Raw genomic sequence first — 23731 nt, 5'->3', positions numbered from 1 at the left:
ATATTGCCCCGCACGGCGCCGCCCGTCACGCGAGCGATTCGAACGCGCGGTCCCGTTTCACCCCCCACCAGGTCCCCCGAAGGGGTCTTCTGTTGCGCAATGCGGCGGAAATCGGCGCACCGCCGCGACAGGGAGCGAGCAGAGTTGTCCCGACGGTGACGGACGGACGGAGGGGGCCCGCGATGGCCTGGACGGACGGCGCGTGCGTGGTGGACACGCGGACCGGCAGGGTCGGGCGCATCACCGCGCAGACGGAGGAACGCCTCCGCCTCGCCCCGCTCAGCAGCGGACGCGTGTGGGACTGCCCGGTGGACGCGGTCCGCGAGGCCACCGAGTGGGAGCAGCGCAACGCCGATGTCCTGGACGCCACCTGGCGGTTCTGGCGGCCTAGGCGCCGCGGCGGACTTCCACCGTACGGAAACGTGGGGTGATGTACGCGCCGTCCACCAGCGCCGCGTTGGCCGCCGGGTTGCCGCCCGAGCCGTGCAGGTCGGCGAACGCCGCCGTCTGGTTGACGTGCACCGGGCCCGTCAGGTTGAGCGACAGCTGCGCGCACTCGTCCCGGCAGGCCGCCACCAGGCCCGCCTCCACCTCCGGGGACGTCGTGTGGCCGAGCACCGTCATCGCGCCGTGGTCCCGCACCGTCCGTCGCAGCAGCGCCAGCGCGTCGTCGGCCGAGTCGACCGGGACGACGAAGCCGATCGGCCCGAACCACTCGCGCAGCGCCGCCTCCCGGTCCCGCGCCGCGACGAGCAGCGGCGTCCGCACCGTGGCCCCCGGGTGGTCCGGGTGGTGCAGGGCGCGGGAGGCGAGCAGGACGTCGCCCGTCTCCGCGGCGGCGGCGACGCGGGTGCCGACCCGTTCGTCCACCAGTGCGCCGAGCAGCCCGAGCGCCCGCTTCTCGTCGGCGAGCAACCCGTCGACGGCGGCGACGAGATCGGCCACCACGGCGTCGTACGGCTTGTGGCCCTCGTCGGTGTCGATGCCGTCGCGGGGGAGCAGCAGGTTCTGCGGTGTGGTGCACATCTGGCCGCTGTAGAGCGCGAGGGAGAACGCGAGGTTGGCGAGCATCCCGCGGTAGTCGGCCGTGGAGTGGACGACCACGGTGTTCACCCCGGCCTTCTCGGTGAAGACGGCGGCCTGGCGCGCGTTCTCCTCCAGCCAGTCGCCGAACGCGCTGGACCCCGTGTAGTCGATGATCCGCACCTCGGGGCGCAGTGCGAGGTCGCGGGCGCTGCCCTCACCGGCGTACTCGGGCGCCAGGCACACCAGGTTGGGGTCGAAACCGGCGTCGGCCAGTGTCTGGCGGGCCACCTGCACGGTGAGGGCGAGGGGCAGGACGGCGCCCGGATGCGGCTTGACCAGCACGGGGTTGCCGGTGGCGAGGGAGGCGAAGAGGCCGGGGTAGCCGTTCCAGGTGGGGAAGGTGTGACAGCCGATCAGCAGCGCGACGCCGCGCGGCACCGGCGTGAACTCCAGCGTCAGCCGGGCCGTTCCGCGCCTGCCCTGGGGCTTCTCCCACGCGGCGGTGGGGGGCGTGCGCGTCTGCTCGGCGTAGGCGTACGCGACGGCTTCGAGCGCGCGGTCCTGCGCGTGCGGGCCGCCCGCCTGGAGCGCCATCGGGTAGGCCTGGCCGGTCGTGTGCATCACGGCGTGGGCGAACTGCTCGGTGCGCCCGTTGATCCGCGCGAGGATCTCGACGCAGGTCAGCGCGCGCGTCAGCGGCCCGGCGTCGCGCCAGGCGGGCAGCGCGGCGCGCAGCGCGCCGAGGAGGACGTCCGGGTCGTGGTGCGCGTACTCGATGCCGAGCGGGAAGCCGTACGGCGAGACCTCGCCGCCCGTCCAGCCGTCCGCGCCCGGCTGGCCCAGCTCGAACCGCCGGTCGCGCAGGGCGTCGAACGCGGCGGCGCCGTCGCCGTCGTACGCGCGGGGGTGCTCGGGGTACGGCGTCCAGTAGGCCCGGCTGCGGATGGTCTCGGCGGCGGCTTCGAGGGTGGCGCGGTGTGCTGGGTCCATGACTCGATGCTGCGTCGGCGCGCGCCGGGCGGCAAGAGGCCCGGCACGGGCGGCGGTCGGGGGCGGTCTGCGGACGGGCCTCGACCGGGATGATCAACTCGCATGCGGAGTGGTAGCGTCCGGACGATTGGCCCTGTCCCCCCATAACCGCCCCGGGCCCGGCGTCATCAACTAGCCTGTCCGTTCGGGGCTGACACACGCGTCGCAGGCGACCCGGGAGAATCCATGACCACCGACCGCCTTCCCTCCGCCGGCAGTCATCGCCGCGTCTCGCCGGAGTGGCAGGTGCCGGACTGGGGCGAGGCCGAGGACTTCATCCGGATGTTTCACGTGGAACATCCCGATCAGCCCATACCGTTGGCGATGCGGTTGCGTCAGATACGGGAGCATCTGGAACATACCGGGACCTACCGCCATACCAGCGCGGAGCTGCAGTTCGGCGCCCGCGTCGCCTGGCGCAACGCCAGCCGGTGCATAGGCCGCCTCTACTGGAAGAGCCTCCGCGTCCTGGACCGCCGCACCGCGGTCACCGCCGACGAGATCTACGGCGGACTCTGCGAGCACCTCAGGCTCGCCACCAACGAGGGCCGCATACGCCCGGTCATCTCCGTCTTCGCGCCCGCCACCCCGTACCGCGAGGCGCCCCGCGTCTGGAACAGCCAGCTGATCCGCTACGCCGGCTACCGCGACGCGGCGGGCGGCACCATCGGGGACGGCGCGCACACCGCGTTCACCGACCTCGTCCGGCAGCTCGGCTGGCAGGCGCCCGGCGGCTGGTTCGACGTCCTGCCGCTCGTCATCCAGACCCATGGCGACAAGCCGCAGCTGTACGACGTGCCGCGCGAGCTGGTCCTCGAAGTGCCGCTGACCCACCCGACGCTGCCCGCGTTCGACGAACTGGGGCTGCGCTGGCACGCGGTCCCCGCCATCTCGAACATGCGGCTGTCCATCGGCGGCATCGACTACCCGCTGGCCCCGTTCAACGGCTGGTACATGGGCACAGAGATCGGCGCCCGCAACCTGGTGGACGCCGACCGGTACGACCTGCTGCCCGTGATGGCCGGGCTGCTCGGCCTCGACACCTCGGACGAGACGACGCTCTGGCGGGACCGCGCCCTGGTCGAGCTGAACGTCGCCGTCCTCCACTCGTACGCCCGCGCCGGGGTGAAGATCAGCGACCACCACACCGAGTCGCGCCGCTTCCTCACCCACATCGAGCGGGAGGAGGCGCAGGGCCGCATCGTCCCGGCGGACTGGAGCTGGATCGTGCCCCCGGTCTCCGGCGGCCTCACGCCCGTCTACCACCGGTACTACGACGAGGCCGACCTGCTGCCCAACTTCTTCCTCGACGACACGGCCCGCGCCCGCAGCCAGGGCTGCCCGGTCGAGCACTAGGGCGCGTCTTCCGGATCTTCCCGGGGCCGCGCTGCCGGCTACGGCCCCTCGCTGCGTTGTCGCATCGCGCGAGTACGACCGAGTACGAGCTGCGATGCTCCGCCTTGCGAGGCACCGCATCCGACAACGCGGCCTGACCCGACAAGACCCGGAAGACGCGCCCTAACGACCCGCCGCGGGCGCCTCACAGCTCGCCGGGCGGCGGCGCCTCCGCGTACTCCGGCTCGCCCGCCGGCTCGTAGACGTGCATGGCGATGCCCGAGGCCGTCGTGCTGGTGGAGGTCAGCCGCAGCGCGGCGGGCGGGCCGCCCGCGGCGAACAGCCGCCGCCCGTTGCCCAGCAGCACCGGGTGGACGAACAGCCGCAGCTCGTCGATCAGGCCGTGCTCCAGCAGGTACCGCGCGAGCGTCCCGCTGCCGTGGATTTGGAGCTCACGCCCCTCCTGCTCCTTCAGCGCGGCGACGCGCTCGGCCACGTTCCCGGCGAGCACGACCGTGCCGCGCCACGCCGGGTGCTCCAGCGTCTCGGAGGCGACGTACTTCGGCAGCTCGTTCAGCCGCGACGCCACCGGGTCGGCCGGGTCGGTCACCCGGGGCCAGTACGCGGCGAAGATGTCGTACGTGCGCCGGCCGAGGAGGAACGCGTCGGCCCGGCCGAACCCCTCGCCCACCAGCCGCCCGAAGTCCTCGTCCCCGTAGGGCATCGACCAGCCGCCCTGGGCGAACCCCTCGCTGCGGTCCTCGTCCCGGCCGCCGGGGCCCTGGACCACTCCGTCGAGCGTCATGAACTGCGTCAGCGTCAGCCGCATGGTGACCGCACCTCTTCCGTGTCCGTGCTGTGGTGTCCGCGGACCGCCGTGGTCCGGCGGTCACCCTGGAGACCACCGCGCCCGCCGCGACTCATCGGTCACCGGCCGAGCGTCACCCGCCAGGCAGCAGATCCGTCTCCTCGAAGACCAGCAGCGTCCGCGTGCTCAGCACCTCGGGGATGGACTGGAGCCGCGTCAGCACCAGCTCGCGCAGCGCCCGGTTGTCCGGCGCGTGCACCAGCAGCAGCACGTCGAAATCCCCGCTGACCAGCGCGATGTGCGCCGCGCCCGGCAGCCGCACCAGCTGCTCCCGCACCGTCCGCCAGCTGTCCTGCCGGATCTTCAGCGTGATGTACGCCGACGCGCCCTGCCCGGCGCGCTCGTGGTCCACCCGCGCCGTGAACCCCCGGATCACCCCCTCGTCCAGCAGCCGCCCGACCCGCGCGTACGCGTTGGCCCGCGAGATGTGCACCCGCTCGGCGATGGACCGGATCGACGCGCGCCCGTCCAGCCGCAGCAGCCGCAGGATCGCCTCGTCCACCTCGTCCAGCAGCCGTTCACCGGCCCTGGGCAACTGGCCTCCCACCATGCGGCAATCCCTCCCCGTCGTGGACGTCCTGTCCCCATGGGACGGGAGGAGTGGCCGTCTGTCCACAGGAGTTCGCGCCAGGTAGCCAATCCGTTCCGCTGCCCGAACAATCGGGAGGGAGAGCAGGAGGTGCCCCCATGACGATCGTGGAGCTGCCCGCCGAGGCCCGCGCACTGCTGCCCGAGCCCGAGCCGCACCGCCTCCTCGGCACCGGCGCCACCCCCGACCCCACCCTGTGGCCCGAGCTGTACCGCCTGCTGGTGCGCGGGCGGCGCCTCAACGAGCAGGCCACCGCCCTCACCCGGCAGGGCCGCCTCGCCGTCTACCCGTCCTCCACCGGCCAGGAGGCGTGCCAGATCGCCGCCGCCCTCGCGCTGGAACCCCGCGACTGGCTGTTCCCCAGCTACCGCGACACCCTCGCCGTCATCACCCGCGGCGTCCCCGCCCCCGCCGCACTCGGCCTGCTGCGCGGCGAATGGCACACGGGCTACGACCCGCGCGAACACCGCGTCGCCCCCCTCTGCACCCCCCTCGCCACGCAGCTCCCGCACGCGACCGGCCTCGCCCACGCCGCGAGACTGCGCGGCGACGACGTGGTGGCCCTCGCCCTCGTCGGCGACGGCGGCACCTCCGAGGGCGACTTCCACGAGGCGCTGAACTTCGCCGCCGTCTGGCGCGCCCCCGTCGTCTTCCTGGTGCAGAACAACCAGTACGCCATCTCCGTCCCCCTCGCCGTCCAGACCGCCGCCCCCTCGCTCGCGCACAAGGCGATCGGCTACGGGATGCCCGGCCGCCTCGTGGACGGGAACGACGCCCCGGCCGTCCTCCAGGTGCTGCGCGAGGCGGTCGCCCGCGCCCGTTCCGGCGGCGGCCCCACCCTCGTCGAGGCCGTCACCTACCGCCTCGACGCGCACACCAACGCCGACGACGCCACCCGCTACCGGCCGCCCGAGGAGGTCGCCGCCTGGCGCGAGCGCGACCCGCTCACCCTCCTCGCCCGCGACCTGCGCGCCCACGGCCTCCTCACCGACGAGGCCGAACGCGCCGCCCGCGCCGACGCCGAGACCCACGCCGCCGGCCTCCGCGCCGCCCTCACCGCCGACGCCGCCCCCGACCCGGCCGACCTCTTCGCGCACGTCTACGCCACCCCCACCCCCCACCTGCGCGAACAGCGGGACGCCCGGTGAGCGCCACCCTGGCCCAGGCCCTCAACCGCGCCCTGCGCGACGCCCTGGCCGACGACCCCGACGTCCACCTCCTCGGCGAGGACATCGGCACGCTCGGCGGCGTCTTCCGCGTCACCGACGGCCTCGCCGCCGAGTTCGGCCCCGACCGCTGCGCCGACACCCCGCTCGCCGAGGCGGGCATCCTCGGCGCGGCGACGGGCATGGCGATGTACGGGCTGCGGCCGGTGGTCGAGATGCAGTTCGACGCGTTCGGCTACCCGGCGTTCGAGCAACTGGTCAGCCACGTCGCGAAGATGCGCAACCGCACGCGCGGCGCGCTCCCGATGCCGCTGACCGTCCGCGTCCCGTACGGCGGCGGCATCGGCGGCGTCGAGCACCACGGCGACTCGTCCGAGGCCTACTACATGGCCACGCCGGGACTGCACGTCGTCACCCCCGCGACCGTCGCCGACGCGTACGGGCTGCTGCGGCAGGCCATCGCCTCCGACGACCCGGTCGTCTTCCTGGAGCCCAAGCGCCTCTACTGGACGCGCGACGACACGGTCGAACTGCCCGCCGCCGTCGAGCCCCTGGGCCGCGCCGTCCTGCGCCGCCGCGGCGACGACGCGACGCTGATCGCGTACGGGCCCGCCGTCCCCGTCTGCCTGGCCGCCGCCGACGCCGCGAGGGACGCGGGCTGGGACCTCGGCGTGCTCGACCTGCGCACGCTCGTCCCGTTCGACGACGAGACGGTCTGCGCCGAGGTGCGCCGCACGGGCCGCGCCGTCGTCGTGCACGAGGCGTCGGGCTTCGCGGGACCCGGCGCGGAGATCGCCGCGCGCGTCACCGAGCGCTGCTTCCACCACCTCGCCGCGCCCGTCCTGCGCGTCACCGGCCACGACATCCCGTACCCGCCGCCGATGCTCGAACGCCACCACCTGCCGGACGTGGACCGCGTGCTGGGCGCGGTCGCGCGGCTGCAATGGGAGGAGGACCCGGTATGAGCGCACAGGAGTTCCGGCTGCCCGACCTGGGGGAGGGGCTGACGGGCGCGGAGATCGTCCGCTGGCTGGTGGACGTCGGCGACACCGTGGCCGTCGACCAGCCGGTGGTGGAGGTGGAGACGGCCAAGGCGGTCGTGGAGGTGCCGGTGCCGTACGCGGGGACCGTCAGCGAACGGCTCGGCGCGCCGGGCGACGAGGTCCCGGTCGGCGCGCCGCTGATCCGCGTGACCCCGGCGGACTCCGCCCCGGTCCCCGTTCCCGCACAGTCCGTCCCCGTAGAGCCCGTCCCTGTGGAGCCCGTCCCCCCACCCGCCGCGCCCGACACCAGCGGCCCCGTCCTCGTCGGCTACGGCACGAGCCCCCCTTCCCCCACCGCCACACCGCCCCGCCCCGCCACCACGCCCAACGGCCGCACCGTCCCCGTCGTCTCCCCCCTCGTGCGCCGCATCGCCCGCGAACGCGGCGTGGACCTGCGCACCGTCACCGGCACGGGCCCCGGCGGACTGGTCCTGCGCGCCGACGTCGAAGCGGCGGACACCACCACCCGCGTCCCCCTGCGCGGCACCGCCGCCGCCATGGCCGAGAAACTCACCCGCAGCCACTCCGAAATCCCCGCCGCCACCTGCTGGCTGGACGTCGACGCCACCGAACTCCTCGCCGCCCGCCGCGACACCGGCCTGCCGCTGCTCACCCTCCTGGCCCGCGTCTGCGTGTCCGCGCTCACCCGCCATCCCCAGCTCAACGCCACCGTGGACACGGCGGCCCGCGACATCGTCCGCCACAACGCGGTCCACCTCGGCATCGCCACCGACACCGAACGCGGCCTGCTCGTCCCCGTCGTCCGCGACGCGCACCTGCTCCCCGCCCGCCGCCTCGCCGACGAACTGACCCGCCTCACCTCCTCCGCCCACGCCGGAGTCCTCACCCCCGTCGAACTCACCGGCGCCACCTTCACCCTCAACAACTACGGCGTGCTGGGCGTGGACGGCTCCACCCCCCTGCTCAACCACCCCGAGGCCGGCATGCTGGGCGTCGGCCGCATCACCGAGAAACCCTGGGCGCACGAAGGCGCGCTCGCCCTGCGCCACGTCGTGCAGCTGTCCCTCACCTTCGACCACCGCGTCTGCGACGGCGCGATCGCCGCCGCGTTCCTCCGCCACGTCGCCGAACGCGTCGAACGCCCCGTCCTGCTGCTCGCCGACATCTGACCCGGGTCCGTAACCGCTTCCGGCCCCTACTCGTGGGTACGGCACACCCCTGCCCGACTACCGTGACCGCATGAGCCCTTACGAGGCCGTGGTCCTCGCCGGCGGCGCCGCCCGCCGGCTCGGCGGCGCCGACAAACCCGCCGTCCCCGTCGGCGGACGCTCCCTCCTCGAACGTGTCCTGGCCGCCTGCGCCGACGCGGACCGCACGGTCGTCGTCGGCCCCCGCCGCCCCACGCCGGGACGCACCGTCGTGTGGACCCGCGAACAGCCGCCCGGCGGCGGCCCGCTCCCCGCCCTCGACGCCGGACTGCGCGCCACGCAAGGGCCGCTGGTCGCCGTCCTGGCCGCCGACCAGCCGTTCCTCACCCCGGCGCACCTCGCCACGCTGCGCGCCGCCGTGCCCGACGACGCGGACGGCGTGCTGCTGCGCGACCGCACCGGACGCGACCAGCCCCTCACCGCCGTCTACCGCACCGAACCCCTCCGCCGCGAACTGGCCCTCGCCGTCGCCGAGTACGGCACCCTCACCGGCCTGCCCCTCCACATCGTCCTGTCGGGACTGCACCTGCGCCGCCTCGCCTCCGACGACACTCTCGACTGCGACACCTGGGCGGACATCGCAGCGGCCCGTGCCCGCATCAGGGACCATGGACAGGTGTTGGACGAATGGATCGCAGCGGTCAAGGCCGAACTCGGCATCGACCCCGACGTGGACACCAAGGCGCTGCTCGACACCGCCAGGGACGCCGCGCACTCCGTGGCGCGCCCGGCGGCTCCGCTGAGCACCTTCCTCATCGGGTACGCGGCGGCCCTCCACGGGATGTCGCCCCTGGAGGCCGCGGCCAAGGTCTCGGACCTGGCGCACCGCTGGTCCGAGGAGTCGGCGGGCACCGGGAACGCCGAGGGCACCGGGGACACGCGGGACACGCGGGGCACCGGCAGCCCCGAGGGCACGGACGCCGGGAGCGGACGTCCGTGAGCGACGACTTCGACGACGCCCTCGCCCTCGCCAACGGCCCCGCCACCGCCGCGACCCTCGCCGCCCCCGCCCCCCGCACACCCGGCACGGCGCACCCCCCGCGCCGCACCGGCCCGCGCCACCCCGACGAGCCCTCCTGGGACGCCGCCCGCGCCACCGCCCACCGCGCCGCCCGCCCCCTCCCGCCCCGCCGCCTGCCACTCGACCTCGCGCTCGGCCACACCCTGGCCGCCCCGCTGACGGCGCTGACGGACCTCCCCGCGTTCGACACCTCCGCGATGGACGGCTGGGCCGTCGCGGGCCCGGGGCCCTGGCGGCTCACCGACACCCCCGACGCCCGCGGCCTCCTGGCCGGCGGCGCCACCGGCCCGCGCATCGGCGACGGCCAGGCCGTTCCCATCGCGACCGGCGCCCGCCTCCCCGAGGGCGCCACGGCCGTCCTGCGCGCCGAGCACGGCACCGTCACCGGCCGCCGCCTCACCGGCGCCGGCCCGCAGCACGGCACCGACATCCGGCCGCGCGGCCAGGAGTGCCGCACCGGCACCGAGCTGCTCCCCGCCCGTATGGTCCTCACCCCCGCCGCCCTCGGCCTGGCCGCCGCCGCGGGGTATGACCAGCTCGCCGTACGCCCGCGCCCCCGCGCTGAGGTGCTCGTCCTAGGGGACGAACTGCTGCACCGCGGCCTCCCGCACGACGGCCGTGTCCGTGACGCGCTCGGCCCCATGACCGGCCCCTGGCTCACGGCCCTGGGCGCGCAGACTCTCGTCACCCGCCGCCTCGGCGACGACGCCGAAGCCCTGCACGAGGCCATCAGCACCAGCCGCGCCGACCTGATCGTCACCACGGGGTCCACCGCGCACGGTCCCGTGGACCACCTGCGCGCCGTGCTCGACCGGCTCGGCGCACACCTGCTGGTCAGCGGCGTCGCCGTCCGCCCGGGACACCCCATGCTGCTCGCCGAACTCCCCTCGGGACCGCCCCTGATCGGCCTGCCAGGCAATCCGCTGGCCGCCGTGTCCGGGCTCCTCACCCTCGCCGCGCCCCTGCTGTGCGGCCTCGCCGACCGGCCGGCACCCGCCGACCGCCCCGCCACGCTCACCGACCCCGTGAAGGGCCACCCGCACGACACCCGCCTCGTCCCGGTGATCCGCCCCGAGCCCGGCCTGGCCACGCCGCTCACCTACACAGGACCCGCCATGCTGCGCGGCATCGCCGCCGCCACCGCACTGGCCGTCATCCCACCCGGCGGCGCGCGGGAGCACGCCCGGGTCCGCCTCCTCGACCTCCCCCAGGCATGAGACTCCCCGGCAGCTCCGTGCCCGACGACACGGACGAGGACATCCCCGACAGCCTGCGCCACGCGCGGTCGCACGACGTACGCCTGCCCCGCCAGGCGGCGGGCCCGCTCGTGCAGGTCATGCGCCGCATCGCCATCGCCACCGCCGTGCTGGCCGCGGCCGTGGTGATCGTCTACCTGGACCGCGGCGGCTACAAGGACAACGTCGAGGGCGGCCCGGTCGGCTTCGGCGACACGCTCTACTACGTGACGGTGTCCCTCTCGACCACCGGCTACGGCGACATCGTGCCCGTCACCGACAAGGCGCGCCTGCTCACCACGTTCCTCATCACACCGCTCCGCGTGCTGTTCCTGATCATCCTGGTCGGCACGACACTGGAAGTCCTGACCGAACGCACCCGCGATCAGTGGCGCCTCGCCCACTGGAGGCACACCTTGCGCGACCACACCGTCATCGTCGGCTTCGGCACCAAGGGCCGCTCCGCCGCCGAGACCCTGATCGGCGCCGGACTCGCCCAGGACCGCATCGTCGTCGTCGACCCCGACCCGGCCGTCGTCGAACTGGCGGGCGCGGACGGGTACGCGGGCGTCGTCGGCGACGCGAGCCGCAGCAGCGTCCTGATGCGCGCGCGGGCCGACCGCGCCCGCCAGGTCATCATCTCGACGCCGCGCGACGACACGGCCGTCCTCGTCGCGCTGACGGTGCGCCAGCTGAGCGGGAAGGTGCGCGTCGTCGTCTCCGTCCGCGAGGAGGAGAACGTCCCGCTGCTGCGCCAGTCGGGCGCCGACTCGGTGATCACGTCGTCCAGCGCCGTCGGCCGCCTTCTCGGCCTGTCCATGATCAGTCCCAGCTCGGGCGCCGTCATGGAGGACCTGATCCAGCACAGCAAGGGCCTGAGCCTGCGCGAACGGCCGGTCACCAAGGCCGAGGCGGGCCGCTCGCCGCGCGAGTGCGACGACCTGGTGGTGTCCGTCATAAGGGGCCACCAGCTGCTGCCGTACGACGACCCGGACGTGGGCACGCTCCAGCTCACCGACCGCCTCGTCGTCATCCACCGCGTCACCCAGGAGGAGATCGCCGCGAAGGCGCGCGCCCTCGCGGAGCGGCGCGGCACGGACCGCGGGCCCGGCTCGTGGCGCATCCCCCGCCGGTGAGCACGGTCCTGGCCGAACGGTCGGGCGTCACCGTCACCCGCACCGGCGACACCGTCACCAAGGCGCACGCGCCCGGCACCGACATCGCCGCGCTGCGCCGCCGGATACGCCTGGCCGCCCACCCGGCGCTGACCGGCGTACTGCTGCCGCCCCTGCCCCCGGCGCAGGTCACCACCTGGCACGACGGGCGACCGGCGACGCGCTGGCCGTACGGTGCGCCGATCGACCCGCTGGCGGACACCGTCCCCTGGGCGGAGGCGGGCACTCTCCTGGCACGCCTGCACGCGCTGCCCCTCCCCGTATCCCCCACTCACCCGCTCCCATCGAGCGGCGCCCCGTCCCGCATCCTCGCCACGATGCCCGGGACTCTGCGCGCCCTGCCCCACACCCCGCTGACCGCCGCACTGGAACGCATCCTCGCCGCCACAGCCCCGACCCTGACCACCCGCCCCACATCCCCCGTCGCCCTGTGCCACGGGGACTTCCACCTCGGACAACTGGTCCTGTTCCGCGGCGCATGGCACCTGATCGACGTGGACGACCTCGGCATGGGCGACCCGTCCTGGGACCTCGCCCGCCCCGCCGCCTGGTACGCGGCCGGGCTGCTGCACCCGGACGACTGGGCGCGTTTCCTCCACGCCTACCGCCCCGACTGGGACCCCTGGCCGACCGTGGACCTCCCGGCCCGCCTGATCACGGCCCACACCGTCGCCCGCGCCCTGGCCCACGCGGAGGAGACCCGCCGCCCCCTCACCCCGGAGCAAGAAGCCCTCGCCGACGCCGTTTTCCGGATAAGCCGACTAAGCTGAGGACGCCTAGCGAGTCGACCATGGAGCCGATGATGCAGTGTCCCAAGTGTGGTGCGCAGATGCACACGTTCAACCGGAGCGGGGTCCAGATCGAGCAGTGCAGCGGCTGCCGCGGGATCTTCCTCGACTACGGCGAGCTTGAGCACCTCACGCAGCTCGAATCCCAGTGGGCACCGCAGGCCCCGCCGCCGCCCCCCGCGCCGAACGCGCCCCACTACCAGCAGGGCCCGGCCTGGGGCACACAGCACTACGGCGGCCACCACGGCGGCCGCCACGGCCACCGCCGCGGCGGCATCTCAGGCCTCTTCTTCTCCTCCTGACACCACCCCCACCCTTTCCCCCCGAACGCCCCGCGCCCCCGGCCGGGGCGTTCGGCATGCGGCTCCGGGGTTTCGCGACCGACTGACTGATCGTTAGCATCAGGGCAGGGGAAGGGCGAGGGGGGAAACGCATGTCGTTCGACGAGGAGTGGGCGGCCTTACAAGCGGCCGCCCGTGAAGAACAGGCCCGCACACGACTGAACAGCGAGGGCACCGGTGGTGCCGATGCTCTCGACCTCGAAGTCAGCGAGAACGACCTCACGCCGCTCCGTACGGACGCCGACGGGCTCGCCGACCGGGTCACCCAGGACGGCTTTCTCGCCCAGAACATCACGCATGTCGCGGGCATCTTCCTGCGCACACCAGGACTCGACACGGGATACGCGCTGATCGAGGTCGCCGAGCGCTGGGAATCGCAGGCGAACGCCCTGCGGAACGCGCTCCAGCGCATCGCGGGCCACGTCGGTGAGACCGTCCGCGCGCACGCGGGCGACGAACTGGAGACGGCCGCCGCCCTGGAAGGTGCACGGTGGCACGATCCACGCTGACCTTCGAAGAACTGCTCCACCTCCAACTCGCCAAGCTCGACGAGGCCGCCGAGGAGTGGGACCTCCAGGTACGGCGTCTCGACGACATGAAGGACCTGGCGGACGCCATGGGCGAGCACGCCCGGACAGCCACCTGGTCGGGCGAGAACGCGGGCCTCACCCTCCCGTACGTCACCGAGCAGGTCGAGCAGTTCGACGCCGCCCGCAGACAGGCCGCGACGCTCCGCAACCTGCTCCGTGACGGCCACGGCCGCCTGAAGTACGCGCAGGACCGGCTGAAGACCCTCGTCGAGAGCGACGCGCCCCGCGCCGGGGTGCACGTCAGCGCCTCGGGCGAGGTCAGCAGCGACCTCGACGGCCTCGACGGCGACACCCGCAGGGCACGCCAGGACGCCGTCGTCGAGATCGCGGGACGGATCACGGAGATCCTCGGCGTCCTCGCCCAGGACGACGCCGAGATCGCCGCGGCACTCAGGTCGGCCATGGGCACTGACCCGGACCGGTTCAGCCCGGTGGACTACACGTCCGTGCAGCAGGCGCGACTGGCGAGGGAGGACGCCGACCGCGTCCTCGACATGATGGCGCGGGGGAACGACCTCAGCGACGACGAACTGCACGACCTGGCGCTCTTCCTCGACCTGCACCGCGACGACCCGGCCTTCGCCGAACGCGTCGCCCTCGGCCTCGGCCCCCAGGGCGTCGTCGACTTCTGGTCCGGCATCGCCGGCGGACGCGACTTCCGGGAGGGCACGCCCGCCTGGGACTCCGCCGCCGCGCTCCAAGCGGCACTCGGCGACGTCATCGGCACGGCCACCCGGTCCGACTCGGACGCCATGGAGCGCTGGGAGCAGGACATGATCGCCCTCGGCGACGACCGTGTCGGAGGCCCCGGCGGACCGCACGGTTTCCTCGCGATGAGCGCCCTGCTGCGCACCGGTGACTACGACCCGGACTTCCTCGTGGACTACGGCGACGCCCTGCTGTCCTTCGAGCAGGACTACGACGGTCAGCCGTCCATGCTGTGGGACTCGGACCCGCGCCTGAGGATGAACTTCCTCGGCGAGGGCGCGCAGGAGGGCGACCGCGGCCGCGACCCCGTCATCGGACTGATGGAGGCCCTCGGCCGCACTCCCGAGGCGGCGACGCGCTTCTTCGCGCCGCCGGACGGCTTTACCCCGTCGGACGGCTACCCCGCCCCGCCTCAGGCGTTCGACCCCGAGGCGGCCGGCGAGCAGGTCAACGAGCGGCTGCGCTACCTGGCGTCGGAACGCGACTGGTGGCTCAGCACCGGCCACATGTCGCCCGACCCGATCCCCGTCCACGACTCGTTCGCCGACGCCCTGTTCGCGGCGGCGACGGGCAATCCGTCCGGGGTCTTCACCGCCGACACCGTCGAAGAACGCCTGGCCGACGGCGACATGAGAACCGCCGACACCACCCGCGTGATGGACCAGGTGATGCACCTCTACGGCACACTGGAGCCCAACCTTCTCCAGGAAACCCCCGCAATGGGCGCCGCCCTCGGCGCCATGGCGGGGCTGTACATGGACGACATCAACTTCTGGATCTCCGACGACTCCGAAGCAGCCCGTCGGCTCAACGAAGACCTCTTCGGGTCATCGGAAGGCGGACGGCTGGATAACGGTCACCTGAACACCATCAGATTCCTCAGCGCCTTGGGCCGCGACGAGACAGCCCACGGGATGGTCAGCCAGGCCGAGCAGATCTACACCCTGGGGGTTCTTTCCGCCTCGCCGCCTACTGACGAGAGCCAATTTCTTCGCGGTATGGAATCCATCAGCACCGCTGCCGAGGTGCGGGGCATCGTGGACCAGGCACGCGTCACCGACATCAACACGCGGTACATGGACGACGAGGGGGAAAGAGTCCGCCAACTGGGCCAGTCCTCGGGCTGGTGGAAAGCGGGTGGAGCGGCACTTCTCGGCGCGGGCGCGGCGGGACTGTCCCTGGCGGCCTTCCCTGGCGGCGCGGCCATCGCTGTCCCCCTGGCCGCAGGCGCCTCGCCCCCGCTGATCGGTGAGCTCATGAATCAGTTCGTGGACGACGTGAGCGTGAGCTCCCCGGACACCGCGCAGGTGGAGATGAACGAAGCTCAGTTCTTCGGGGCTGGTGAACAGGAGATAGCCGAACTGGAGCAGATCTACGTGAATGCCGCCTGGGAAACGGGCTTGGGCGACAGAATTGATCTGCGTCAGCCAGTTGCCGTCGAAGGGCTTGCGTATGGTCATGGGCGCGATATGTACACGGAGGACGGGCTTTGAGGGCGAAACGCTGGGTCGGCAGGAGTACCGTCGTTTGGGCGCTTCTTGGCGTGGTGCTCGTCGGATGTTCTTCTGGGGATGAACCTGCGGGGGCCGAGCCGTCGGCTACCTATTCTTTTGCAGAGACTGTCGCAGCGGATGAAATCTGCGACGGGTCGATCACGGGGGAAGCCGCGCGTGAGCTGGAGAGGCTTGCGAGTGGGACCGAGTTCAGTGAGGCGGAGGGTTTCCCGCGTGTCGATCTCGGCGAGTTCGCGGCGGAGTTCGCTGAACCGGACACGTTCTACGAGAATTCTTTCTGTGACATCTACTCCACGACGTACGGGACGTATCCATTGGTCTCCTTCCAGTTCTTCTGGTTGAGTCGGGGATCCGTTCAAGGTGCTGAGCCGGAAGTCGGCGCGGTGCTCTATGGGACGGGAAACTCGGCATTCGTAGAGGACCGGAGCGCGAACATCAGATTTCCCTGCCCGGTGCGGGAGACCGAGGGTGAGGATCTGTTCATCAGTCTCCTGCTGACGGCCCCCGACGCGCCGGTCGACCCTGACGCGATGATGGCCGTGGTGAATTCCGTGTCGTCCGCGCTGTCGGGTGAGCTGGGTTGTCCGGACGCCGGGTTGACGGTTTCGCCGCCTGAGCGGCTGCCGGATGCGTGAGCGGGGTTGGTAGAGAGCGTGGTGCGCACGCCGATCGCTCGCTCAATGGGGGTTCTGTTGTATCGAGGAGGGAATGGAGGGCAGGCGTTTTTCTTGAGTTCCCTAGGTGTTGTCGGGGCGGCGGCGTGGTCACTTCTCCTTCTCTCGGTCACCGCGTGTTCATCGGGTGATGACGGCCGGGCGGAGGCGGAGCCGTCGGTCATCTACTCCTTCGAGGCGAACAGTGCGGCGGACGAGGTCTGCGACGGCGCGATCACCGGCGAAGCGGCCCGTGGGTTGGAAGCTCTGGCAGGCGGAACAGAATTCGGCGAGATGGACGGACTACCGCCCGCCGACTTGCCCATCTATGCTGCTCAGTTCGCAGAACCCGACGCCTTCACCAGCGTTTTCTGCACCATCTACACCTCGCAATACTCGTCGAACCCGTTCACCGTCCTCCGGTTCTCCTGGTACGAGCGCGAGGCGGGGGACGACACGCCCCCCGAGGACGCCTGAGTGCTCTACGGAACGGGCGACTCGGCATACGTTGATGTCAGGGCCGATGCTGCGTACATCGAGTTTCACTGCCCGGTACGCGACTCAGCGGTGTACGAGGAACTGCATGCCGCACTCACGATGCCCAACCCCGAGACGGCGACCGACCCGGACGCGATGATGGCTGTCCTGAACTCCGTGTCGTCCGCGCTGGCGGGCGAACTGGGTTGTCCGGATGCCGGGTTGACCGCCGCGCCGCCTGAGCGGCTGCCGGATGTGTGAGGTCAGGGGCGTGGGTTGGTGGTGCGGTGGGGGATCAGGCCTTGGGACATTGCTGTCACCACGGCGTGGGTGCGGTCGTTCACGTCCAGTTTGGCGAAGATCCGCAGCAGGTGGGTCTTCACCGTCGCCTCGCCGATGACCAGGCGTTTGCCGATCTCCGCGTTGGACAGGCCGTCCGCCACCGCGTCGAGCACCTGTGTCTCCCGTGCCGTCAGTGCCACGGGTGCCGGGCGGCGCATGCGGGAGACCAGCTTCGCCGCCACGCGGGGTGCCAGGACCGTCTCGCCCCGCGCCGCCGCGTGGATGGCGGCGACGAGCTGTTCGCGCGTGGTGTCCTTCAGCAGGTAGCCGATCGCGCCCGCCTCCACCGCGCGTTCGATGTCGGCGTCGGTGTCGTACGTCGTGAGGATCAGCACCCGCGTGCGCCGTCCGCGTGCCACGATCTCGGTGGTCGCCGCCACCCCGTCGAGGCCGGGCATCCGCAGGTCGAGCAGCGCCACGTCGGGGTCGAGCCGTTCGACCAGTGCGACGGCCTCGCCGCCGTCGCCCGCCTCGCCGACGATCTCGACGGTCGGTTCGGCCGCCATCAGCGCCACGACTCCCGCCCGCATCACCGTGTGGTCGTCGGCGACGACGACACGGAGCACCTCCGCCGTCATGCCTGCTCCTGTCCGTCGTCGCCGGCCGGGACGATCGCGACGACGCGCGTCCCGTCACCGACCGAGCTGGTCACCGTCAGTTCGCCGCCCAGTTCCGCCATGCGCCTGCGCATGCCGTCCAGGCCGAAGCCCTTCGACGCGCCCACGACGAAGCCGCGCCCGTCGTCGGTGATCTCCAGCTCGACGCCGTACGGATGGCGGGTGAGCACGACGCCGACGGTCGTCGCGGCGGCGTGCTTGCGTATGTTCGCCAGCGACTCCTGCGTGCACCGCAGCAGGGCGATGCGGGTGCGCTGGTCCAGCTCGACGTCCGGCAGCTCCGCCTCCACGGCGAGCCCCGTGTCCTCCGCGAACCGGTCGAGCGTCCGCCGCAGCGTGCTCGCGACCGACCCGGGGACGATGCCGCCCGGCGGCGCCTGGCCGACCAAGGCCCGCGCCTCGGTGAGGTTCTCGCGCGCGGTCCGCTCTATCGACAGCAGCTGCTGCCCGCTGCGCGCCGGGTCCGTCTCCAGACCGGAACGAGCCGCCTCCGCCAGCACGACGATCGACGCGAAGCCCTGCGCCAGCGTGTCGTGGATCTCCCGGGCGAGCCGCTCCCGCTCCTCCGCCGCGCCCTGCCGCTGGTAGGCGGCGACGAGCCTGGCCTGCGCGGTCTCCAGCTCGGCGCCGAGGAGGCGGACGCGTTCCCGCTGCTGTTCCAGGTAGCGGTGCACCGAGAGCCCGACCAGCACGCTGACCAGGAACGCGAGCAGGGTGGCCGCCACGTTCCCGTTCGTCAGGCTCGGGCTCCAGCCCTGCGGTGCGACGCCGCCCAGCACGGTCGCCAGCGCGGCCAGGCCGCTCGACGCGATCGCCGAACGCGACTCCCGCGCGAGGAACCAGAAGTGCGGCACGGTCGCGATGTACGCCGTCGCCCCGCCGTCCCGCAGGTACGACATCGCCGCCAGGCCGGCTATCAGCCCCCACGTGACGACGTCGGGCCGCGCGACCGCCCGCTCGGGGAGCGCGCGTCCGGCCGCGTAGAACAGCCCGACCGCGATCGGCACCCCGATCGCCCAGTACCGCGTCGCCCCGGGGTCGTCCAGCCCGGCGACGGACATCGGCGCGAGGCCGAGCAGCACCCAGGCCAGGATGTACCACCGGTGCAGTGACCAGGCACGGAACTGTTCGACAGCGGGCATACCGGTCAGCCTACGTCCGAGCTGCGACAACCGGCCGGGACGGGCGGGAGGGGGACTCACACGGCCATCCTCGCGACACGCGACCACCCCCCACCAGCCTCATCCGGTGGACCACCCCGTCCACCGATCGACGGACCCCGCGCCGGTCACGCACTGGTCATGCGCCGATACCGACCGGCCTGCCGCCGACGTCCCCCGGGTGGGTGACTTCGCACCGTCGCGGACCACCGGGCGCCAAGGCCACCCCATCATCGGGGTGATGGCGTCCACCCGATGACGCGTAGGCATATGCCCTGGTCATAGGTGAAGCAGCGTGCCGGTGGGGTGAACTGCACGGACGCCGAAGCGACTTGGGCGGGAGTACCGTTTCAAGTGCCGACGCCGACATGGAGGTGAGACCGGTATGCCATACAGCGCGGACGACCATACCGGGGCCAGGATCGCCGATTACCGGAAGCTCCGTGGCCTCACACAGAAGGGCTTGGCCGAGCGTGCTTTCGCCAACCGGGGCACCATCGCCAAGGTCGAGGCGGGACTCGCGGCCGCAAGCCCCGCCCTCGTCGCTGCGGTAGCCCGTGCACTGAGTGTCGATCCCAGTGCGCTGCACGGTCAGCCGTACCTGCCCGAGCTGCAACAGGACCAGCTCGACCGCATGATTGCGCCGCTGGCCGAAGCCCTCGACCTCTACGACCTCGGGCCCGATCCGTCCATCACCCCACGGCCTTCACGTGTGTTGTCCGCGCAAGTGGAACGCCTGATGCGACTGACCAGGCAGGCCGAGTACGTGCGCATCGGCGCGTTGTTGCCTGGACTGCTCGGCGAACTGACAACTGCCCAGGCCCTCGCACCGGCCGCTGACGACCGTCGGGAGCTGGCGGGTGCTCTGGCCAGCACCTACCGCACCGCCCACGAGTTCGCCTACCGGCTCGGGTACACGGACCTCGGGCTGGTCGCGCTGGAGCGCATGGGCTGGGCGGGGCACATGGCCGAAGACCCGCTCATGCTCGCCGTGCGCCTGTACCGGCGCGGCCTGATGGCACTCGGGCGGTCCGGCCCCGGCACCGCACAGCGTGTACTCGCGCGTGGGCAGGCGCTCGTCGAACAGTCCGACGACCCGCGCGGCACGGCGGCGCGGGCGGTGTCCGGCGAACTCCACATGACGGCAGCGGTTGTCGCCGCCCGCGAGGGCAACACCGCCCGCGCAGACGACCACCTCCGGCAGGCTGCCGAACACGCTGAGTTGATCGGCGAGGACGTGCCGGAGGTGTATTGGCTCAGCTTCGGCCCGACCGACGTGCGAAGGCGGCAGGTCGAGACGGCGCTCGAACTGGGACAGCACGGGTCGGCGATCACGGCGGCGCGCGACCTCCGCTTCGGCCCGGGGCACTCCCCGATGCGTGTCGGGCGGCATCACATCACGATGGCCCGGCTGTACGCCCAGATCGGCAAGTCGGAGGCGGCTGAGCGGCACCTGAGCCGTGCCCGGGAAATCACGCCTCAGCAGGTGCGTTACAACCCGCTCGCGCGCGACGTCATCATGCTGCTGGTGCGGCGACAGAGAAGGTCTCACGAATCCCTGACGACGCTCGCGGAGTGGATCGGCGTCGTCTGATGAGTGTTCCCTGACAGGGAACACTCGCGCCTTCCACGGGGGTCGCCCCGCCCAGGATTCTGTGACGGTCGGAACACCGACTGTCACGGGAGCTGATCATGCCTGTCCGGAACATTCCCTCTCTCCCCGCTTGGCTGCCGTTCGACGGGCGGGTGCGCATAAGGCCGTTGGGTGAGGAGTTCGACGCGGTGCGGGTGCCCGCGTTCCAGGGGTTGTACGTTCACCACCGGCTGCGGCTGACCGGACTGTCCGGGCCCGTGATCGAGGACCCGGCGCACGGTGCCCTGTACTGGCTCGTGCCGCCCGGAGCGGCGAACGGGCGGGGGTGGCCGGCCGGTGTGACGCCGCTGGGGCGCGGCTACTCGTTCGCCGTCCCTGCCGCCGACCGCGTCGGCGGTCCGTGGGTCGGTGACGGCGAGGTGCGGTGGCTGGTGGTCCCGCCGTCGGGGCATTGCCTCACCGACCCGGAAGTCCTGTACACCGCGCTGGCCCGGGTGTTCGGAGGCCGCCGTGGATGAGCCGCGCCGTCCCCGGTACCTCACCCCGGCCCCGGTGCGGGAGGAGAATCCGGCGATCACCGTCATCACCGGCCTGGAGGGGCCCGTTCTTCCCCGGACCGAGCCCGAGACTGCCGGGCCCGACGAGACGCCGGACGGCGGTGAGGCGTCGTGAACCTGGTGCCGCGCTGCATGTACTGCGAGACGACCGCCGGGGAGTTGGTCGCCGTCGCGCTGGTCGCGACCGGTTCGGGGCCTGGCTGGACGTACGAGGCGTGCCGGGCCTGTCGCGTCAGCGAGCGGCTCGTTCCGCTCGTCGCGCAGCCGTCGTCGTCCCTCGGCGGCCTGCACTACTGGCCCGATGCCGTTCCTCATGACCTCGTGACCCGCCTCGCGGACCTCGGCGACGCCGCCGGGCTGCGGCCGGTCGCGGACCGGCTGTTCCCGGCCGTCGCGGCAACGGCGGGCCGCTGCACGCCCGAGCACCGGCGCCGGCTCGCCCAGGCCGTCGTGGAGGCGGCGGTGGACGACCTGCGGGCCGCCGCCGCCCGCGCGCCGGGGGACCGCACGTGACCGCTGCCGACGAGGCGGCGCCGGACCGTCCGTTCGCCCACCGGTTCTTCCCCGGGGGCGGCGGGCGGGACGACACGGCGGCGGCACGGGACTGGGCGCGCGGGGCGCTGAGCGGCTGGGGTCGGGCGGAGGCGTTCCCCGTCGCGGACGCGCTGATCGGCGCCGCGCGGACACGTCGGCCGTGGTGGCTGGGCTTTCGCGTCCACGAGGAAGCCGTGCACATTCAGGTGCTGCGGGCACGGGTCGCGCGGACGCCCCGCATGCCGCCCGTCGTTCACGGCGCGGGAGATCTCGTCTGGACCTACGGCACGGCGCGCACACCGGACGGGCTGTGCCTGTGGGCAACGGTGCGGACGGCGGCCTGGCACCGGCACCGGCACGGGTAGCGCTCCCGCACCGGACCCGACGCGGACGCGGCCGACCTCGGGCCCGTCCGAGAGGGTGAAGTTCTGCCCATAGCTGGCGAATTGGACGGCGGGCGGGTTACGCTCCCTGCCCGATCTTGATCCACCCATGATTGACCCCGGCGGTGCTGCAACACCCCGGGGTCCGACACCGAAGAGAGACCTTCGATGCGTATCCACCTTACCGCGCGCACCCGCCACTTCACGGTCCTCGGCAACGAGGTCGTCCGCGACAAGCGCCTCAGCTTCACCGCGCGGGGAGTCCTCGCGTATCTCCTCTCCCTGCCGGACGGCGCTCGCGAGGACGTCCGGACCCTCGCCGACAACAACCCCGGGACCGGGCGTCGCGGCATCGCCAAAGCCGTGGACGAGCTGATCGCGCTGGGCTATTACGTGCGCCGGACGGTCCGTTGCGAGCTGACCGGGCGCGTTCGTACGGAGACGCACGTGTACGACGTCCCGCAGACCGACCCGCCGCCGACCCGGCCGGCGCCACCGCCTCCCCCACCCCCGGGAACCGGTGATCCACGGGACGGCCGCCCGGGAGAGTCCCCTGAAGGGGTAAAGAACCGGGGGAAAGAACCCTCCCTCCCGGCCGGTTCGCGCTGGCTCGTCCGGCTGACCGCCGCCGAGCCGCGGCTCGCCCTCGGCGCGGCCGACGCCGCCGCACTCGCCCCGCTCGTCGAACCGTGGCTCGCCCGGGGCGTACCCGAACCGGAGGCGCGCGGCCTCCTCACGGCCGGGCTGCCGCCCGTCGTCCACTCGGCCCGCGCCCTCCTCGCCAACCGGCTGACCCGCAAACTCCCGGCCCAACGGACGCCCGCCCCGGCGCCGTTGCGCGAGTGCGCCCGCTGCCGCGACCCGTTGCCGCGGCGGGCACGCCAGCCGCTCTGCGTGGCCTGCGACGGCACCGCACCGGCCCACCCGGAACCGGCCTCGGCGCAGGAAGCCGTCACGGCTCACGTCGCCCGCCTCCGGGCCCTCCTACGCGGCGGCGCTACTACAGCAAGTCCGGTGCTGATGACGTGACATGGGGTCGTTCGCGTCGGCCGACGAGCCCCCGGCAGGCGGCCAGTGCGCGCGTCTACGGAGTCCAGGCGCATCGAAAGGATTGACCAGTACGGCGACGATCCGCCTTTGGCCGGTGAGGAGCGCCCGGCGCCCGGTGACCTCGGCGCCGTGCATGATCACCCAGGGAATGGCAGCTCCCGCCGCCTGCCAGCGTGCTGGCGCATCTGTCCAGGAGAGCGGCGACTGGAATCGACTCAGGGGGAAGGGAGAGCATTTGTCGCTGGGGGTAAGCGTGAACCGGTCATGCCTTCCGAGACCCGGTGGATTCGAAGAGGTGCTGATGTATCCGACGTTGAAGACGGTGATCGACGGTCGGCTGGTGGAACTGCCGGGCACGATCGCCGCAGTGCGGGCCCAGCTGCCTGATGCGGACGTTCCCGCTTTCACCCACGAGGTGGAGAACGCGCCCGCCGACCAGTTGACCGTCATCCTGGCCCGCTGGGCGCTGCGTGCGACGGGTGCCGACGAGGAGGACGAGGAGGTCTTCCAGCGCTTGCGGGCGGGTGACCACTCGGGCTGTGTACCGGCCGACGACGAGGCCGGGACGGGGACGGCATGAGCCGGTTCCGGTTGGAGTACGCGCCCGTAGCAGCGGCAGCCAGGAAAGCCATGCCTGGGCCGCTGAGGAGCCGGTTCGACGCTGCGATGGCAAGTCTGGCCGACAACCCCTACGGGTGTGGGTCGAGTCCCGTCGGACCGGACTCGGACAGGCGTGATGCTGCGGTCGCCGGTGTGGCTGTCCGCTA

The 23731-nt window shown here is 72.7% G+C and carries 27 protein-coding genes; 22 read left to right on the top strand and 5 right to left on the bottom strand.

Annotated elements, in window-relative coordinates; all coding sequences use genetic code 11:
* The first annotated feature begins 182 nt into the window (after positions 1-182).
* Positions 183-431, top strand: coding sequence for a hypothetical protein (locus ACIBPC_RS08420; RefSeq protein WP_362956835.1), 249 nt, complete (start codon positions 183-185; stop codon positions 429-431).
* Here ACIBPC_RS08420 and paaN read toward each other — a convergent pair.
* Positions 388-2016: a phenylacetic acid degradation protein PaaN gene (paaN, locus tag ACIBPC_RS08415; protein ID WP_398842165.1), complete on the bottom strand. Its 1629-nt coding sequence runs from the start codon at positions 2014-2016 to the stop codon at positions 388-390. The two genes, ACIBPC_RS08420 and paaN, sit on opposite strands and share 44 nt — an antisense overlap.
* Before the next feature lie 225 nt (positions 2017-2241).
* On the opposite strand from paaN, the gene ACIBPC_RS08410 reads away from it, so the two are divergent.
* Positions 2242-3411: a nitric oxide synthase oxygenase gene (locus ACIBPC_RS08410; protein WP_398842163.1), complete on the top strand. Its 1170-nt coding sequence runs from the start codon at positions 2242-2244 to the stop codon at positions 3409-3411.
* 184 nt (positions 3412-3595) lie between these two features.
* Here ACIBPC_RS08410 and ACIBPC_RS08405 read toward each other — a convergent pair whose 3' ends face one another.
* The gene (locus tag ACIBPC_RS08405) at positions 3596-4219 is read right to left on the bottom strand and encodes a dihydrofolate reductase family protein (RefSeq protein ID WP_398842161.1); all 624 of its coding nucleotides are present in this window, start codon (positions 4217-4219) and stop codon (positions 3596-3598) included.
* 112 nt (positions 4220-4331) lie between these two features.
* Positions 4332-4808: an Lrp/AsnC family transcriptional regulator gene (locus ACIBPC_RS08400; protein WP_398842160.1), complete on the bottom strand. Its 477-nt coding sequence runs from the start codon at positions 4806-4808 to the stop codon at positions 4332-4334.
* A 137-nt stretch (positions 4809-4945) separates the two neighbouring features.
* Here ACIBPC_RS08400 and pdhA point away from each other — a divergent pair, with 137 nt between their 5' ends.
* The 13 genes from pdhA (at position 4946) to ACIBPC_RS08335 (ending at position 16988) form a co-directional block, all read left to right on the top strand.
* On the top strand, positions 4946-5995 hold the full coding sequence (gene pdhA, locus ACIBPC_RS08395; protein WP_398842159.1) for a pyruvate dehydrogenase (acetyl-transferring) E1 component subunit alpha: 1050 nt from the start codon (positions 4946-4948) through the stop codon (positions 5993-5995).
* On the top strand, positions 5992-6978 hold the full coding sequence (locus ACIBPC_RS08390; RefSeq protein ID WP_398842157.1) for an alpha-ketoacid dehydrogenase subunit beta: 987 nt from the start codon (positions 5992-5994) through the stop codon (positions 6976-6978). Before pdhA ends, ACIBPC_RS08390 begins: the two co-directional genes overlap by 4 nt.
* Positions 6975-8186, top strand: a complete 1212-nt coding sequence (locus tag ACIBPC_RS08385; RefSeq protein WP_398842156.1) for a dihydrolipoamide acetyltransferase family protein — start codon at positions 6975-6977, stop codon at positions 8184-8186. Before ACIBPC_RS08390 ends, ACIBPC_RS08385 begins: the two co-directional genes overlap by 4 nt.
* A gap of 70 nt (positions 8187-8256) precedes the next feature.
* The gene (locus tag ACIBPC_RS08380; RefSeq protein ID WP_398842155.1) at positions 8257-9165 is read left to right on the top strand and encodes an NTP transferase domain-containing protein; all 909 of its coding nucleotides are present in this window, start codon (positions 8257-8259) and stop codon (positions 9163-9165) included.
* Positions 9162-10463 (top strand): molybdopterin molybdotransferase MoeA, encoded by a 1302-nt coding sequence (locus tag ACIBPC_RS08375; protein ID WP_398842153.1) that lies wholly within the window; start codon positions 9162-9164, stop codon positions 10461-10463. The genes ACIBPC_RS08380 and ACIBPC_RS08375 overlap by 4 nt, the downstream gene beginning before the upstream one ends.
* On the top strand, positions 10460-11617 hold the full coding sequence (locus tag ACIBPC_RS08370; RefSeq protein ID WP_362956864.1) for a potassium channel family protein: 1158 nt from the start codon (positions 10460-10462) through the stop codon (positions 11615-11617). Before ACIBPC_RS08375 ends, ACIBPC_RS08370 begins: the two co-directional genes overlap by 4 nt.
* Positions 11614-12426, top strand: coding sequence for a phosphotransferase family protein (locus ACIBPC_RS08365; protein ID WP_398842151.1), 813 nt, complete (start codon positions 11614-11616; stop codon positions 12424-12426). Before ACIBPC_RS08370 ends, ACIBPC_RS08365 begins: the two co-directional genes overlap by 4 nt.
* 29 nt (positions 12427-12455) lie before the next feature.
* Positions 12456-12746: a zf-TFIIB domain-containing protein gene (locus ACIBPC_RS08360; protein ID WP_398842149.1), complete on the top strand. Its 291-nt coding sequence runs from the start codon at positions 12456-12458 to the stop codon at positions 12744-12746.
* Positions 12747-12877: 131 nt separating this feature from the next.
* Entirely contained in the window at positions 12878-13294 is a 417-nt protein-coding gene (locus ACIBPC_RS08355) for a hypothetical protein (protein ID WP_362956872.1), read from the top strand.
* Positions 13276-15576 (top strand): DUF6571 family protein, encoded by a 2301-nt coding sequence (locus tag ACIBPC_RS08350; protein ID WP_398842147.1) that lies wholly within the window; start codon positions 13276-13278, stop codon positions 15574-15576. Before ACIBPC_RS08355 ends, ACIBPC_RS08350 begins: the two co-directional genes overlap by 19 nt.
* A 50-nt stretch (positions 15577-15626) precedes the next feature.
* Positions 15627-16232 carry a hypothetical protein gene (locus ACIBPC_RS08345; protein WP_398842146.1) on the top strand — a complete coding sequence of 202 codons (606 nt, stop codon included), beginning with the start codon at positions 15627-15629 and terminating at the stop codon, positions 16230-16232.
* Between the two features lie 21 nt (positions 16233-16253).
* The gene (locus ACIBPC_RS08340) at positions 16254-16727 is read left to right on the top strand and encodes a hypothetical protein (protein ID WP_398842145.1); all 474 of its coding nucleotides are present in this window, start codon (positions 16254-16256) and stop codon (positions 16725-16727) included.
* Complete coding sequence (locus ACIBPC_RS08335; RefSeq protein ID WP_398842143.1) at positions 16728-16988, top strand: hypothetical protein; 261 nt, start codon at positions 16728-16730, stop codon at positions 16986-16988.
* Positions 16989-16990: 2 nt separating this feature from the next.
* On the opposite strand, the gene ACIBPC_RS08330 is transcribed toward ACIBPC_RS08335, so the two are convergent.
* Both ACIBPC_RS08330 and ACIBPC_RS08325 read right to left on the bottom strand, forming a co-directional pair.
* Positions 16991-17647 carry a response regulator gene (locus ACIBPC_RS08330; protein WP_398842141.1) on the bottom strand — a complete coding sequence of 219 codons (657 nt, stop codon included), beginning with the start codon at positions 17645-17647 and terminating at the stop codon, positions 16991-16993.
* Positions 17644-18828, bottom strand: a complete 1185-nt coding sequence (locus ACIBPC_RS08325) for a sensor histidine kinase (protein ID WP_398842140.1) — start codon at positions 18826-18828, stop codon at positions 17644-17646. Before ACIBPC_RS08325 ends, ACIBPC_RS08330 begins: the two co-directional genes overlap by 4 nt.
* 403 nt (positions 18829-19231) lie before the next feature.
* Here ACIBPC_RS08325 and ACIBPC_RS08320 point away from each other — a divergent pair, with 403 nt between their 5' ends.
* From ACIBPC_RS08320 to ACIBPC_RS08290, 7 genes are all read left to right on the top strand, one after another.
* Positions 19232-20440 carry a helix-turn-helix transcriptional regulator gene (locus tag ACIBPC_RS08320; protein ID WP_362956887.1) on the top strand — a complete coding sequence of 403 codons (1209 nt, stop codon included), beginning with the start codon at positions 19232-19234 and terminating at the stop codon, positions 20438-20440.
* A gap of 98 nt (positions 20441-20538) precedes the next feature.
* On the top strand, positions 20539-20958 hold the full coding sequence (locus tag ACIBPC_RS08315; RefSeq protein ID WP_398842139.1) for a hypothetical protein: 420 nt from the start codon (positions 20539-20541) through the stop codon (positions 20956-20958).
* A complete protein-coding gene (locus ACIBPC_RS08310; RefSeq protein ID WP_362956892.1) occupies positions 20951-21112 on the top strand; it encodes a hypothetical protein in 162 nt (53 codons plus the stop codon). Before ACIBPC_RS08315 ends, ACIBPC_RS08310 begins: the two co-directional genes overlap by 8 nt.
* Entirely contained in the window at positions 21109-21510 is a 402-nt protein-coding gene (locus ACIBPC_RS08305; RefSeq protein WP_398842138.1) for a hypothetical protein, read from the top strand. The genes ACIBPC_RS08310 and ACIBPC_RS08305 overlap by 4 nt, the downstream gene beginning before the upstream one ends.
* Positions 21507-21896, top strand: coding sequence for a hypothetical protein (locus tag ACIBPC_RS08300; RefSeq protein ID WP_398842137.1), 390 nt, complete (start codon positions 21507-21509; stop codon positions 21894-21896). Before ACIBPC_RS08305 ends, ACIBPC_RS08300 begins: the two co-directional genes overlap by 4 nt.
* 186 nt (positions 21897-22082) lie before the next feature.
* A complete protein-coding gene (locus ACIBPC_RS08295) occupies positions 22083-22943 on the top strand; it encodes a hypothetical protein (RefSeq protein ID WP_398842136.1) in 861 nt (286 codons plus the stop codon).
* A gap of 322 nt (positions 22944-23265) precedes the next feature.
* Positions 23266-23544 carry a hypothetical protein gene (locus tag ACIBPC_RS08290; RefSeq protein ID WP_398842134.1) on the top strand — a complete coding sequence of 93 codons (279 nt, stop codon included), beginning with the start codon at positions 23266-23268 and terminating at the stop codon, positions 23542-23544.
* Positions 23545-23731: the final 187 nt, after the last annotated feature.

Source organism: Streptomyces sp. NPDC049879, from assembly GCF_044461265.1.
GTDB lineage: Bacteria > Actinomycetota > Actinomycetes > Streptomycetales > Streptomycetaceae > Streptomyces.
This window is presented reverse-complemented; position numbering and strand designations above follow the sequence as displayed.

Coding starts and splice junctions, on each gene's coding strand:
- ACIBPC_RS08420 (WP_362956835.1), top strand. CDS start 183: ATGGCCTGGACGGACGGCGCGTGCGTGGTGGACACGCGGACCGGCAGG.
- paaN (WP_398842165.1), bottom strand. CDS start 2,016: ATGGACCCAGCACACCGCGCCACCCTCGAAGCCGCCGCCGAGACCATC.
- ACIBPC_RS08410 (WP_398842163.1), top strand. CDS start 2,242: ATGACCACCGACCGCCTTCCCTCCGCCGGCAGTCATCGCCGCGTCTCG.
- ACIBPC_RS08405 (WP_398842161.1), bottom strand. CDS start 4,219: ATGCGGCTGACGCTGACGCAGTTCATGACGCTCGACGGAGTGGTCCAG.
- ACIBPC_RS08400 (WP_398842160.1), bottom strand. CDS start 4,808: ATGGTGGGAGGCCAGTTGCCCAGGGCCGGTGAACGGCTGCTGGACGAG.
- pdhA (WP_398842159.1), top strand. CDS start 4,946: ATGACGATCGTGGAGCTGCCCGCCGAGGCCCGCGCACTGCTGCCCGAG.
- ACIBPC_RS08385 (WP_398842156.1), top strand. CDS start 6,975: ATGAGCGCACAGGAGTTCCGGCTGCCCGACCTGGGGGAGGGGCTGACG.
- ACIBPC_RS08380 (WP_398842155.1), top strand. CDS start 8,257: ATGAGCCCTTACGAGGCCGTGGTCCTCGCCGGCGGCGCCGCCCGCCGG.
- ACIBPC_RS08370 (WP_362956864.1), top strand. CDS start 10,460: ATGAGACTCCCCGGCAGCTCCGTGCCCGACGACACGGACGAGGACATC.
- ACIBPC_RS08360 (WP_398842149.1), top strand. CDS start 12,456: ATGATGCAGTGTCCCAAGTGTGGTGCGCAGATGCACACGTTCAACCGG.
- ACIBPC_RS08355 (WP_362956872.1), top strand. CDS start 12,878: ATGTCGTTCGACGAGGAGTGGGCGGCCTTACAAGCGGCCGCCCGTGAA.
- ACIBPC_RS08330 (WP_398842141.1), bottom strand. CDS start 17,647: ATGACGGCGGAGGTGCTCCGTGTCGTCGTCGCCGACGACCACACGGTG.
- ACIBPC_RS08325 (WP_398842140.1), bottom strand. CDS start 18,828: ATGCCCGCTGTCGAACAGTTCCGTGCCTGGTCACTGCACCGGTGGTAC.
- ACIBPC_RS08320 (WP_362956887.1), top strand. CDS start 19,232: ATGCCATACAGCGCGGACGACCATACCGGGGCCAGGATCGCCGATTAC.
- ACIBPC_RS08315 (WP_398842139.1), top strand. CDS start 20,539: ATGCCTGTCCGGAACATTCCCTCTCTCCCCGCTTGGCTGCCGTTCGAC.
- ACIBPC_RS08295 (WP_398842136.1), top strand. CDS start 22,083: ATGCGTATCCACCTTACCGCGCGCACCCGCCACTTCACGGTCCTCGGC.
- ACIBPC_RS08290 (WP_398842134.1), top strand. CDS start 23,266: ATGTATCCGACGTTGAAGACGGTGATCGACGGTCGGCTGGTGGAACTG.